The organism is Ruegeria sp. (genome assembly GCF_965199275.1).
Taxonomy (GTDB): Bacteria; Pseudomonadota; Alphaproteobacteria; order Rhodobacterales; family Rhodobacteraceae; genus Ruegeria.
Window position 1 is genome coordinate 393,088 of record NZ_CBDAQX010000015.1, and the last position, 13,266, is coordinate 406,353.

Sequence of the window (13,266 nt, forward strand, 5' to 3'; positions counted from 1 at the left end):
TCTGGTGCCTAGGCCCTTGACCAATCCCTAGCCCCTTGTTTTCGTAGGTGCGAGCGATGGGCAACCCTCACTGCACTAAGGGGTCGCCTGCAGCCGGGGAAGGGATGGTATGGCTGAAATCGAACGTTGGCTGAGCAAGCACGGACTGGCCAAATACGCCAGCGCCTTCGCCGACAACGAGATTGAACTGGGCGACCTGACAGAGCTGACCGACGAAGACCTCGTGACCATTGGCCTGCCTCTGGGACGCCGGCGGCGGTTCATGAAGGCGGTGCGCGCAACCACTGATGGCAACGCCCGGCCGCAAAACACGGCGCTGGGCGCGTCAATCGTGGCCGAACGCCGTCAGCTGACGGTCATGTTCATTGATCTGGTCGGTTCGACCGAGATATCGCAGCGGGTCGATCCCGAAGATCTGGCCGAGGTTCTGCGGCTGTTCAAAGAGACCTGCGCGGCGTCCGTCGCTGATTTCGATGGTCAGATTGCGAGCTATTACGGCGACGGGATCATGGTGTTCTTTGGGTTCCCGCTGGCCCATGAAGAAGATCCCGAGCGTGCCATTCGCGCCGGCTTGCGTATCATCCGCGAAGTACCCGAAATCCGCACTCACGCAAAACTCCAGGTGCGGATCGGGATCGCCACCGGTCTGGTCGTGGTTGGTGATTTGCGCGGCGAAAAGATGTTCGAAGACGGCACCGCGATGGGTGAGACGCCCAATCTGGCCGCCCGTCTACAGGCGATGGCGGAACCCGGCACCATGATCGTGTCACCTCGGACGCATCAGTTGGCGGGTGGGGCCTTCGATTATGTGCTGCAAGGGTCCTTCAAGTTGAAAGGGTTCACGAAAGAAGTTGAGGCGTGGCAGGTGATCGGCGCGCGCGATACGGACAGCCGTTTCAGACGTGTTGAGGGTGCTGCCCTCGGCCCTCTGATCGGGCGCATCACGGAATATGAGACGCTCAGCGACAAGTGGAAGCTGGCCAGTGAGGGCGAAGGCCAAATCGTTCTGGTGTCCGGAGAGCCGGGGATCGGGAAATCGCGCCTGATTGAGGAGTTGCGGCAGAAAGCCCCCCAAGGCGCGCATGAGCAAATTCGGCTGCAGTGTTCACCGTATCATTTTGCCAGCTCGTTTTATCCGATCATCCGGCGGCTTCACCATGTTGCCGACCTGAGGTCTGAGGACTCGGATGAGGCAAAACTGGACAAGATATCATCGATTTTGAAAGACCCTTCAGATCAGGTTCTGCGATTGGCTGCGTCCCTATTATCGGTCCCGTTCGAGGATCGGTTGGGGCCGCTGACCCTGACACCGCAGCAGATCATGGATGAGACACATGAGATATTGCTGGACCATTTGCTGGCCGATGCATCCGATAAGCCGGTTTTGCTGTTGTTTGAGGACGCGCACTGGCTAGATCCGACAACAAAGGCGCTGATGGATCGGCTTGTGGACCGTCTCCGGGATCTTCCGATGATGGTCGTGATGACCTTCCGGCCCGAGTTTGACCCAGGTTGGGCGTTGCAATCCAACCTGACAAAAGTGGTTCTCAGGCAGCTTGATTTTCAGGACGTTAAACGCATCGCAAATGAGGGGTCGATTACGGGACAGTGATAAATCGTACGCTAAGCGATTTTGTGCCTCATTTCTCGCCAGATGTACTGACCTATGAGCAAAATGTGCTCCCATCCCAAGGGCGATATGTGCCTGAGCAGGTGTTCGGGCGTGTCCAGGCCTTCGCTTTGCCGCTGCAGGATGGCTTTGCCGATCTGGTCCGTATTCCAGAATATGATGATCGCCGTGAGCAGATTGAGGCAAGCCAGGCGGAAATGCTGGCTTTCCGTGGTCCGATCGCGGATCTCGCCCCGACGGCCGATCCACAAGGCATTCTTCAGCGCATGGTGCGCTTCGCCTTTATTGAGCCCGACAGTAGAGCGGCGCTGCATGTCCATATCAAGGGTCCATTCGATGATGAACAGTGTCCGTTCGATCTGTCCGATTTCCCGCATCGCGATGGCCAAATCGTTCTTGCGCGGCCGGGCTGACAATCGCTTCAGCAGCTGGCTTGGCGGTACCTTCCCGGACCGCATCGTGGCCGTGCATCTCAGCACATCGCCCCAGTTGTCGATGAAGGTTTGTTCCCGGACCTTGCCCCCGACCAGGCACTTGAGTTCCTTGGGAACGCTTTTACGATCGAAGACGTAGAACCGCTTGGATTTCAGATCGCGGATCCGGGGAATGAAGCGATAGCCCAGCAGCGCGCAGGCGGCGAATACGAGATCAGTGAACCCACCCGTGTCGGCGTAGTGCTCCTTGATCTTCTTGCCGATCTCGCTCAGGCACAATCCGTCCAGAATATATGGTGCCTCGTTCACAGTGGCCGGGATCGAATTGATCCAGTACGGCCCGTACAGGTCGGACACATGGGCGTAGGCTTTCAGCCCCGGAACATGCGTGTCGTACTTGGCGTTGATGAGATTCATTGCTTCGCCCTGGCGCGTGGTCGGGAAGAACTGCCCGTCGCTGGATGAGGTCTGACCCGAACCCCAGTATTGGGCCATGGGAAGCCTGGACTGCGCGTCGAGAACGATGGCCAGCGCCTCGTTGATCGCATCGCTTTCGACATGCCAACGCGACAGACGGGAGAGCTGGGAATACTCATGGTCGGCGGTCGCGGCGGCCATCTTGCTCAGACCAACGTTCAAGCCCTCACCGAGAAGCACGGTCAGCAGTCCGATGATGTCCTTGCACGGTGCGCCTGTGCGCAGATGGGTGAACGCGTCCGTGAAGCCTGTGGCTTCGGCCACGTCCTGAAGGATATCGGTGATTTTCGCAGGGGGCAGGCGCCGATAGAGATCGAGAACCAGATCGGCAGCTTCCGCCGGAACATCCGCCTTGAGGCGTTCAATGCGCAACTCACCGGCTTCGATGAGGCCGTTGGGAAGGGTGCCGTCCCTGACAGCCTCCGCAAGCCGCTCCAGACCAACCTGCAACCGATGCTTGCGATCCTCAAGCCAGACCTCGGGATCCAGCGGAAGATCAAGACCTGGCATCGTCTTCGCCGCTTCCAGCGGCACCAGGACTTTCCTGTCATCGGCATATCGGCGGGCATGATCCAGCCAGATATCGTTGGACCGGAAGGCTTCTTGCAAGCGGCACATCACCGCCACGATCCAAAGCCGCTGCTCGTTGGTTTCCGGCTTGCGCAGCTGTTTGTCCCACTTTGAGCGGGCTGGAAGAAAGGCCCGGGATTTGGTCGGGATATCTGCGTCTTCCCGGATGACCGTCGCAGCGTCGAGCAGCGGTTGGGCCACGGTGGCACCCCTGATATCCAGCGCTCTCAACATGCGTTTGCCATAGAGTTTGAAACAGTGAATAGCCTTTTCGATGTGATCCATTGGCTCGGCCATGGCGGGCTTGATCAACTGGGTCGCCATCGCCACGAGTGTTTCCAATCCATCCCATGAGCAGGATGCATCGACGGCACCGCGCAGGGCCGCCTCATCGCCCCGGGCCATCAGCAAGGTCGTTCCCAATGATTGGAACCCGACCAGTGTGTTGGCGATATCTGCCTGCGCCTGTTCGAAGTGTAGCGTGCTGAGTTTCTTCGCCTCCCGCCACATCTTGACTACGATCCGGTCATGGGTGTCGACAACGGTATCTGCGATGGAGGCCGACCACTCCACCACGCAGGTGGCCAGAATGGCAAGGCGACGATTGCCGCTGATGTCCTGCAGGCCGCCCGTGAAGTACCGCTCGCCCTGGCGGCGCAGGATTTTGATCCGGTGTGGCGGGATGTCATTGAGGACGTCAGGCGATAGCTCAATTGCCTTGAGGGCGTCCACCCGATCAAGCAGGCGGTTCATATCGGCCGTGTTCTTGCCAACCTCGAAACCGCGCAGCCACAAGAACACACTCTGCCAGCCGTTCTCCGCCGCGCCCAGCAGATCATTTAGGCGGCGGCGCATCCGGCTGTCCAGGCGCGCGGCAATCCGGCCCTCAATCCGCCGCTCGGCCGCCACAAGGGCATCGGCGCACAGCCGCTCAATGGTCGTGATCCCCGGCAGAATGATCTGCCGGTTTCGGCATTCCTCCACAAAGACCCGCACCAGCCCTTCGCCGGTTTCGGCGGCCTCGGCCTGCTGACCGAGCCAGGACTGCATCTGCTTCGCGCGCTTGCCAGCGAACGGCTTGTAGCCGTAGATTTTGCGCAAGGCACCGAGATGTTCTCGACGGGTTACATCGCGGACAGCGTAGGGCAAGAGATCTTCAGGTTTCAGCCCGAGTTGGGCTGCGATGTAATTGGATACGGCTTCCGGGATCACCTCTCCCGGTTTCAGAAGACGTCCAGGATATCGCAACGCGCAAAGCTGGAGCGCAAAGCCGATCTGGTTTTGCGCGCGCCTGCGCGTTTTGATGTACGCGATGTCATCGTCTGCGAGCGTGTAGTGGTATTCCAGCGATGCCCGGTCAGTGGGCAGGTCGAAGAGAGTATCACGCTGACGTTTCGTCAGAACAGTTCTATGGGCCATGTGTTACCTTTTCAGAGAGAGTGTTGAGGGTCAGATCCCGGGCCTTCGTTATGTTTTTGCCTGTTCGATAGACCTACCTTCAGCGCACAACTCAGACCTCGGAATCCGCACCCATGAAAACAAGGTCTCAGAGTGTCGCAAATAACCCGTCCGATAAAAGTTGCAGTGAAGGGGGTTCAAACGTACAGTCGAGCAATGGAAAAAATCGGATATGCGCGCTGCTCGACCTACAGTCAGGACTTGACCGCGCAGCGGCAAGCGTTGAGTGACCTCGGGGTTCGCAAGGACCGCATCTACACGGATCACGGATTGACCGGCACCAATCGGGAGCGGCCCGGACTTGAACAAGCGCTGGCCGCCGTGCGAAAAGGCGACACTCTGGTCGTGACGAAGCTCGATCGTCTTGCCCGATCTGTTCCGGATGTTCGGGCCATCAGCGATCAACTCGAAGCTAAAGGCGTGAAACTTGCCCTGGGAGCAGCTATCTACGATCCCAGTGACCCGATGGGGAAGATGTTTTTCAACATCGTCGCCACATTCGCCGAGTTCGAGGCAGATCTGCTCAAAATGCGCACCCGTGAAGGCATGGCCATCGCCAAGGCAAAGGGGAAAATGCGAGGAAAGAAGCCAAAACTAACTGAAAAACAACAGAAAGAGCTTCACAAGATGCACAAAACCGGAGACCATTCGATCAGCGATCTCGCCGAGATATTCTCCGTTTCAAGGGCTACCGTCTATCGCACATTGCAGAGAGACCAGAGCGCTTAGCGTACGATTTATCACTGAGCCGTAATCGACCCCAATGAGGTAGCGCGAGGGCAGGACATCCCCGACGCCATGTATGAACTGGTGGCGGCCCGATCCGATGGGGTACCGCTTTACGTAGAAGAGGTGACGAAGGATCTACTGGAAGCAGGCGATATGCCCGATGCTCCAATCGCTCGGGCCAGCGGAGGGGCCTCTGCTGCAAGCTCGGTTCCCAGTGCCTTGCATGATGCGTTGATGGCACGTTTGGATCGTCTGAGCTCGGCCAAGGAAGTGGCGCAGATCGGGGCTGTGATCGGGCCTCAATTCTCGTACCCGCTTATCTCGAAAGTGTCGCGATTCAGCGATACTGTGTTGCGGTCCGGTTTGGACCTGTTGGTTGAGGCTGGCATCGTCACGACCTCAGGAGATGACGAGTTGCAGACCTTCAGCTATCGCCACGCCCTGATCCGCGACACCGCCTACAACAGTCTTCTAAAAACCGAACGCCGGGTTCTGCACGAACGGGTTGCCAAGACGCTGGACCAGAAAACCTCGGCGGTCGAGGATGCAGGCCCCGAAGTTCTGGCCCATCACTACACCCTTGCAGGTATGGTGGATGAGGCGATCGACTGTCGCTATCTGGCCGGTCAGCGCGCTGTCAAATGCTCGGCCAATACCGAGGCGAATACGCAGCTGTCCTTGGCGCTTGATCTGCTGGGCGACCAAACGACCAGTGTTGAGCGTGACAAGCGAGAGATCGAGATACAGACGCTGCGCGCAGGGGTTCTGCGCTCGACGGCAGGTATCGCCGCGGATGAGACCGGTTCGACCTATGCCCGGATACGGGACTTGTGCGAACGCATGGATGAGACAGAGAACCTGTTCCCGGTCCTCAACGGCCTCTATTCCTTTCATTTGGTTCGGGGTGAGTATGATTTGGCGCGGGTTGTGGCGCGGCAACTTTTGGATTTGGCGGAAACATCAGGCGAAACGCAACATCAGATGGTGGCCCATCGGGCGATGGGCGCGGTGCTGTTTCATATCGGAGAGCTGGACCCCGCCCACGCGCATCTCAAACAGGCGCTGGCGCTGTACCGCCCCGACCGCGATGCGCATCTGGCCTATGTCTATGGATCCGACCACGCGGCCATAACCTCTTGCTTTCTGAGCCTTGCCACCTGGATGCGTGGTGAGCCGGACAAGGCGCTGGAAATACAGACTCAGGCGGTGGCCGCAGCCCGCGACCTAGATCATGCCCATAGCGTGGCGCAGGCTCTGACTTACCTGTGCATGCTGCATCTTTTGCGCCGCGATCCGAACTCTGTGACCCGAGAGATGGAGCAACTGGAAGAGCTGTCGAACAAGCACGCTTTCACCTTCATGACCTTGACGGCCAATGTCTGGAGAAGCTGGGTCAAGGCCTACGCATCCCCTGGTCCGCACACCATCAAGGACCTCAAAAGGGCGACGGATGCATGGTGGGCCAGCGGAGCGGGAAATCACAAACCGTTCTTCATGACACTGATTGCCGAAGTAACGCTTGCGATGGGCGACCACGAAGGTGCTTTGACCGCTTTGGCGGAAGCGCGTGAACATCAGCGATTGACTAACGAGGGGTGGGCACAGGCAGAAACCGACCGGGTTTATGCGTTGGCCAAATCCTCGACCAGTCCAGCCGAGACGGATTTCCGGCAGGCATTGTCCCGTGCACTGGATCAGAAGGCGCGGATGTTCGCCCTGCATACGGCCATAGATTTCGCCCGGACATGCGAGCGGTTTCACTGCGCGACGATTGCAAACTCAGAGCTTCAGGCGGCGGCTGAGGCGATCTCGGGCGGGGATCAAACGGTTGAGATGCGCCTCGCTCGTGAATTGTTGGCCGGGGAGGAAACGGCCTAGGCGCGCATCCGTGCGTGTTCAGGATCATAGGGTGAGGCGGGCACGACCTGTGCGTCGACCAAATCGCCGTACATGTCGATCTGCACACTGGTTCCTTCGCCCGCCAGCGCGGGATCAATGAACGCGTAGGCCAGGTTCTGCCCGACCCGATGACCCCAATCGCCCGAGGTGACAGTTCCCACCACAGTGTCGCCTTGCATCAACGAAGCCCCGCCATGAGCAGGCGCGTGGGTGGCGTCAATCTGTAGCGTCACGAGTTGCTTGCGCTTGCCGCTGGTGCGGCGTTCCAACAGGGCCTCCTTGCCGATGAATTCGCCTTTGTTCAGGTTTACGAACCGATCCAAGCCGGTCTCATATGGGTCGAATTCCGTGAGAATGTCGGATTTCCAATGCAGAAAGCCCTTTTCCATCCGCATGGATTCCACCGCGCGGGCCCCGAATAGCTTCAGCCCATGCGCCTCACCGGCGGCTTGTAGCGCCAGATAGGCGGCATAGAGCGAGGCGTTGGGCACGTGGATTTCATAAGCCAACTCGCCCGAGAAGCTGACACCCATAATCGTGGCCGGGGCGAACCCGACGAAGCATTCGCGCACGGACAGCCAGGGGAAGGTCTCTTTCGAAAAGTCGCCCCGGGCGCAGGCCGACAGAACATCGCGGGCCTTGGGACCGGCCAGAACGAGAATGGTCTGGTCATTGGTCAGGGACCGGATCTGAACATCCTCATCTTCACGGATGTGTTGGGTCAGCCAGTCCATGTCATGATACTCACTGGCCGCAGCCGAGCCGTACCAAACACGCTCTGGCCCCCGATCCGAGGCCGGTAGGTTTGCCACAGTGGCTTCGGCCTTGACCATGCCGTGGTGGTTCAGTAGATAGCCTAGACCCACGCGGCCATCGCGCTTGGTGACCGTGCCACAGATCATTCGATCGAGGAAAGCGTGGCGATCGGTGCCGGTGATCTCAAACCGGTTGAAGCCGTTGACTTCGCACAGGCCAACATTTTCCTGCACGTTCTTCACGTCTTCGGCGACGATTTCGAACGCCTCATCGAAGTTGAAGGTGAGTGTGGGGTGAAAATCGGGCGATGGCTTTATGTAGTCCATCCGCTCCCACCCGTTCACGACGGTAAACTCGGCCCCTTCTGCCGCCAAGATGGGCGTCAGCGGGGTTGTCTTGGCCGGTCGTCCGGCGGGGCGATGTTCATGCGGGAAGTGGAACCGGAATTCGTTCTGATAGTCTTCGATAGCCTTCAGTGAGGTCAATTCCACATTTGTATGGCCGGTGAACCGGCGCGGATCGAGGCACCATGTGTCATAGCAAGCCTCACCATGCACGATCTGCTGCGCCAGCAGCCAGCCATGGCCGCCGCCCTCGCCCAGCCCTGCGCGCAGGCCAATGATGCAGAAGGCGTTGCGTTTACCGGGGATCGGCCCGACCAGAGGGGCCCCGTCGATGGTATAGGTGATCGGTCCGTTCACGATGGATCGAATGCCTGTTTCTTCCAGAGCAGGCATGCGTTCAAACGCTCCGGCAAGAACGTCCATGACACGTTCCAGATCATCGGGGCAGAGCGCGTTTACAAAGTTTGGATCAATCCCGTCCATGCCCCAGGTTTTGCAGTCCTGCTCATAGAACCCGACCAGTAGCCCGCCCTTTTCCTGCCGGCAGTAATAATCACTGATTGGGCAGCGCAGTAGAGGCATCCGGTGACCGGCTTCGGCAATACCAGGGATATCCTCGGTCAGGAAATACTGATGCTCCATCGAGGCGACGGGGTGGTGAACCCCCATCATCGCACCCACTTCGTTCACGCGGTAGCCACAAGCATTGACGACGATGTCACAATCAATGTCGCCATGTTCCGTATGCACAGTCCAAGTGTCATCCTTGTGTTGGGTCAGCGCGATGACCGGCGTATTGCGATGGACCTCGGCGCCAGCTTTGCGAGCGTGATAGGCCAGCGCCTGACACAGCTGGGCCGGGTCGATGTCACCGTCCAGAGGGTCCCACAATCCGCCCAAAAGGTTGGTGGTCGAAATCAGAGGGTGCCGGCGTGCGCATTCCTCGGCATTGATCACCTCAAAATGCACGCCCATCCCACGCGCCATTGACGCGAAGTGGCGGTAGCCCTGCATCTGCGCTTCGGTATTGGCCAGTCGGATGCCGCCATCGGCGTGGTGGTAGTTGATCGGATATTCGGGGTTTTCGGAGAGTTCCTTGTACAGATTGATCGAATGCGTCTTCAGCCCGACCATGGTCTGGTTCATGCCGAAATTCGTCACCTGCGCCGCCGAATGCCATGTGGTACCGCTGGTCAGCTCGTTCCGCTCAACCAGAACCACGTCGCTCCAGCCTTCCTGCGTCAGGTGGTAGAGTGTCGAGCAACCAGCAATGCCGCCGCCGATGACAACAACTTTGGTACGGGATTTCATGACGGTTGAGCCTCCGGAGTTCGCCTGCCCTGCATACGAAGTCCGTTTGTCGCCATGTTGCAATTGTAGAGTGATATATTGAGACGTTATCAAAATTAGAAATCTATTTTTTCGAAGTAAAAGAGATGATCTTGCGCCACGGGCAACAATTCCTCTTGCTTGATGTCACAAACCCCCTGTTTCAAAGGACTGGGAAATGGCTGGACAGCGTATCAAGCGAGGTGGACGCAAAGGGCGTCTTGCACAGCGAGCAGCCAAGCCCGCGTTTGATCCATGCCCGCCCGGTCAGATCGGCGGGATGTACAAGCCGCTCAGCGAAGCCGACCTGCGCCACATCTATGATACTGCCCTCGATTTGCTTGAGAAACTGGGTATCGGTGAGGTGCCGGAGAGACTGCGCAACGATCTGTTGGCCGTGGGTGCCGTGGACAACAGTAGAGGACGCGTTCTTTTCCCGCCTGAGCTCGTCGAAGAGGCGATTGATCAAGCCGCAAAGACCTTCACCTTGCATGGCCGCGATCCCAAGAGGTCGATCGAGGTTGGTGGCAATAAAGTGTATTTCGGAACCGGTGGGGCCGCTGTGCAGACGCTTGATATGGAAAGCGCGCTCTATCGGCCGTCGACCCTGAAGGACCTGCATGACTTTACGCGGCTACAGGACACGCTGGCCAATATCAGCTGGTTCACACGTTGTTGCGTGGCGACCGATGTGCCGGACAATTTCGATCTGGATGTGAACACCGTTTTCGCGCTGCTCAAGAACACTACCAAACCGACGGCGACGTCGTTCACGCTGGCCGATTATGTTGCTCCGATTGTCGAGATGTTGGACATCGCTGCGGGAGGGCCCGGAGAATTTGCCAAACGCCCGTTCATGAAGGCGCATATCAGCCCGATGATATCGCCCATGCGCTATGGCGAAGATGCGGTGGATGTCACTTACGCATGCATCAAACATAACATTCCGATCTCGTGCATCACGGCGGCGCAGGCCGGAGCAACGGCGCCTGCGACCTTGGCGGGGTTTCTGGCGCAATCTCTGGCGGAAACCTTGGCAGCCCTATTGATGGTCCACGCAATCCAGCCCGGGTTTCCAATGGTTTTTTCGAACTGGCCTTTGGTCATCGACCTGCGCACCGGGGCATTTTCCGGTGGTAGCGGAGAGACCGCGGTGTTGAATGCCGCGTCGGCGCAGCTGTCCAATTGGCTTGGTTTGCCGTCTGGCGTGGCCTGTTCGATGACCGACGCCAAGGCAATAGATGCGCAATATGGGATGGAGAAAGGAATAACCTCCATGGCAGCGGCCTTGGCGGGTGGGAACTTGATCTACGAAAGCTCCGGCATGACCGCATCGTTGTTGGGGGCCAGTTTTGAGGCTTTCGTGCTGGATGATGAGATGCACTCCAACACCTATCGCGCCTTGCGCGGGGTCGAGGTGACGGATGAGAACCTCGGGTTCGATGCGATTTGTGATGCCGTTCTGGGGGATGGTCACTTCTTGGGGGGGCAGCACACTCATGTGGCGATGGAGCGGGATTACTTCTACCCCACTCTTGCTGATCGAGCCGAGCCGCGCACATGGGCTGAAAATGGTGCGCAAGATGCATGGGGCAGGGCAAGGGCCCGCGCGGATGAGATTCTTCGCGACCACAAGCCTTCTTACCTGACGCCCGAACAGGAGGAGGCTATCCGGTCTCGGTTCAATATTCTGATCTGATCATTCCACCAGTTTGAAGCTATCCGCCAGCCACGGAGTTTTCTCATATTGCGCAGTCAAAGCGTGATCTCGGATCAGCGCGCGCAGCTTGCCATCTATCAGGTCCAACACGGACCGCGAACAATCGGGTGTAGAGACAATCGCAAGCGTGCGGGCAAAGCTTTTGCCCGGAAATTTGTGCATGCTAAGATTTGGGTGAAACCTTTTGGCACGCGAGAACAGCAAAGGGGTGGTGATGGTCCAGCCCGCACCTGCGGCGACCATAGCCATCAAAGTCTGGTTGTTGCTGCATTCGAAATTGGACTGCGGTGAAAGCCCCAGCCGCCGCATTTGGGACTCGATCTGCCGGGCGATGATCAGATTGCCGGAAAACCGCAAGAACGGAAGTTTGGTGCGCCCTTCGACAACGTCGGAAAGGGATTTCTCGCTGAACCGAGGGAGGACCACCACAAACGGGTCTCGTAACAACGGGCGATCCTGCAGGTCCCGCAGCCGTTCCTCTGGGGTGGTCGTGATCCCTAGATCAAGATGCCGGTTGCGCAGCATCTCGACAATCGCGTGGCTGGAATCGGTATGGTACATGAAATCACAGGTCGGCATATGGCCCGAAAGAAAGACGGCGAGCTCTGGGATAATATCGCTGTCGAAATCTTCGATCGTGCCGATCCTGAGGTAACTCGCCTCGGCTATATTTCCGGCAGATGCTTCGGCCTTGGCCTTGCGGATGGCATAGAGCGCGTCGCTGATATTGCGCAGAAAGACCTGCCCTTTTGGCGTCAGTACCATCGGCCTTCGCGCGTGATTGAACAGCTCCACCCCAAGGTGGTCTTCGAGATTGCGCAAGTGATGCGAGACGGTGCTGATGGTCAGGCCAGTTTCCTCGGCTGCGGCCTGAAGCGATCCTTTCTGGGCGCAGATCTGAAACAACTCCAAGCCTTTAAGGTTCAGGTCTTTGGAGGCTGAATGGCGGGGCATGTTTCCTCGGCGCGAACTCGGCGTGAATTAGCTACAATGATTTGAAATTATTGTTGGCAAATAATCAAATCAACGAAAAGCCGCACCTACTAACCGGAACGCCACAATCTTCTCGTGTTGCAGATGACACAACAGCGTGAAGATGCGGTATTCCTTTTTTCTTTCACCGCTTCGTTCTTTAAGCGTACCCAAGTAAAATGGCACGATCCTGCGGATGTCGTGCAAACAGGTAGTGAGGCAACTCAGGTTGGAATACGGCCTTCTCTTTTCAATTCTACCCAATGCCACGGCATGTAAAAACTGCATCTCCGTGCCAATTGTCTGCAGCCACGAGTCCAACCATGCTTGATGCCCGCATCCGCCCTCTGATCGATCCGCCGCTGAACGCGATTGGGCGGGGGTTGGCGGCGCGTGGTGTCTCGGCTGACCTTGTGACTCTGGCGGGGCTGGGCTTCGGCCTGTTTGCAGCTGGGGCGATTGTTCTGGGTCTGCAGGTTCTGGCGGTGCTGTTCATCCTCTTGTCGCGTCTGGCGGATGGGTTGGATGGGGCAATCGCGCGCGCTGGGCGCAAGACCGACTTTGGCGGCTATCTCGATATCACCTGTGACTTTCTGTTCTACGGCGCGATCCCCATGGCGTTTGTCTGGGCGGACCCGTCGGCAAATGCCCTGGCCGGAGCATGGCTTCTGGTCAGCTTCTACTTCAACGGCGCGACCTTTCTGGGCTATGCGATCCTGGCCGAAAAACGGGGGCTGGAGTCGCAGAAACACGGGTCCAAGTCGCTCTACTTCACTGGTGGTCTTCTGGAAGGCACTGAAACCATTGCCTTCTTCATCGCGATTTGCCTGCTGCCCAACTGGTTCGGCCCGATGGCATGGGCGTTTGGCGCCGTTTGCTTTGTCACCGCCATTTCGCGCATCCTGTTGGCGCGGCAGGTCTTCACTAACTCGGAATAAACGCAAGGAA

At 58.1% G+C, this 13,266-nt stretch carries 8 protein-coding genes; 5 read left to right on the plus strand and 3 right to left on the minus strand.

Features of this window, described 5'->3' with window-relative positions; translation table 11 throughout:
* Positions 1 to 109: 109 nt before the first annotated feature.
* Complete coding sequence (locus ACOERD_RS13125; RefSeq protein ID WP_419739317.1) at positions 110 to 1,612, plus strand: AAA family ATPase; 1,503 nt, start codon at positions 110 to 112, stop codon at positions 1,610 to 1,612.
* 11 nt (positions 1,613 to 1,623) lie between these two features.
* Here ACOERD_RS13125 and ACOERD_RS13130 read toward each other — a convergent pair whose 3' ends face one another.
* Entirely contained in the window at positions 1,624 to 4,530 is a 2,907-nt protein-coding gene (locus tag ACOERD_RS13130) for a Tn3 family transposase (protein WP_419739318.1), read from the minus strand.
* 195 nt (positions 4,531 to 4,725) lie between these two features.
* On the opposite strand from ACOERD_RS13130, the gene ACOERD_RS13135 reads away from it, so the two are divergent.
* Together ACOERD_RS13135 and ACOERD_RS13140 are read left to right on the plus strand one after the other, a co-directional pair.
* Entirely contained in the window at positions 4,726 to 5,298 is a 573-nt protein-coding gene (locus ACOERD_RS13135) for a recombinase family protein (RefSeq protein WP_419738674.1), read from the plus strand.
* Between the two features lie 69 nt (positions 5,299 to 5,367).
* A complete protein-coding gene (locus tag ACOERD_RS13140) occupies positions 5,368 to 7,176 on the plus strand; it encodes an ATP-binding protein (protein WP_419739319.1) in 1,809 nt (602 codons plus the stop codon).
* On the opposite strand, the gene ACOERD_RS13145 is transcribed toward ACOERD_RS13140, so the two are convergent.
* On the minus strand, positions 7,173 to 9,608 hold the full coding sequence (locus tag ACOERD_RS13145) for a GcvT family protein (RefSeq protein WP_419739320.1): 2,436 nt from the start codon (positions 9,606 to 9,608) through the stop codon (positions 7,173 to 7,175). The two genes, ACOERD_RS13140 and ACOERD_RS13145, sit on opposite strands and share 4 nt — an antisense overlap.
* Before the next feature lie 196 nt (positions 9,609 to 9,804).
* Here ACOERD_RS13145 and ACOERD_RS13150 point away from each other — a divergent pair, with 196 nt between their 5' ends.
* Positions 9,805 to 11,325, plus strand: coding sequence for a trimethylamine methyltransferase family protein (locus ACOERD_RS13150; RefSeq protein ID WP_419739321.1), 1,521 nt, complete (start codon positions 9,805 to 9,807; stop codon positions 11,323 to 11,325).
* On the opposite strand, the gene ACOERD_RS13155 is transcribed toward ACOERD_RS13150, so the two are convergent.
* Entirely contained in the window at positions 11,326 to 12,300 is a 975-nt protein-coding gene (locus ACOERD_RS13155) for a LysR family transcriptional regulator (protein ID WP_419739322.1), read from the minus strand.
* Between the two features lie 341 nt (positions 12,301 to 12,641).
* Between ACOERD_RS13155 and ACOERD_RS13160 the strand changes: the two genes are divergently transcribed.
* Positions 12,642 to 13,256, plus strand: a complete 615-nt coding sequence (locus tag ACOERD_RS13160; RefSeq protein ID WP_419739323.1) for a CDP-alcohol phosphatidyltransferase family protein — start codon at positions 12,642 to 12,644, stop codon at positions 13,254 to 13,256.
* Positions 13,257 to 13,266: the final 10 nt, after the last annotated feature.

Coding starts and splice junctions, on each gene's coding strand:
- ACOERD_RS13125 (WP_419739317.1), top strand. CDS start 110: ATGGCTGAAATCGAACGTTGGCTGAGCAAGCACGGACTGGCCAAATAC.
- ACOERD_RS13130 (WP_419739318.1), bottom strand. CDS start 4,530: ATGGCCCATAGAACTGTTCTGACGAAACGTCAGCGTGATACTCTCTTC.
- ACOERD_RS13135 (WP_419738674.1), top strand. CDS start 4,726: ATGGAAAAAATCGGATATGCGCGCTGCTCGACCTACAGTCAGGACTTG.
- ACOERD_RS13140 (WP_419739319.1), top strand. CDS start 5,368: ATGTATGAACTGGTGGCGGCCCGATCCGATGGGGTACCGCTTTACGTA.
- ACOERD_RS13145 (WP_419739320.1), bottom strand. CDS start 9,608: ATGAAATCCCGTACCAAAGTTGTTGTCATCGGCGGCGGCATTGCTGGT.
- ACOERD_RS13150 (WP_419739321.1), top strand. CDS start 9,805: ATGGCTGGACAGCGTATCAAGCGAGGTGGACGCAAAGGGCGTCTTGCA.
- ACOERD_RS13155 (WP_419739322.1), bottom strand. CDS start 12,300: ATGCCCCGCCATTCAGCCTCCAAAGACCTGAACCTTAAAGGCTTGGAG.
- ACOERD_RS13160 (WP_419739323.1), top strand. CDS start 12,642: ATGCTTGATGCCCGCATCCGCCCTCTGATCGATCCGCCGCTGAACGCG.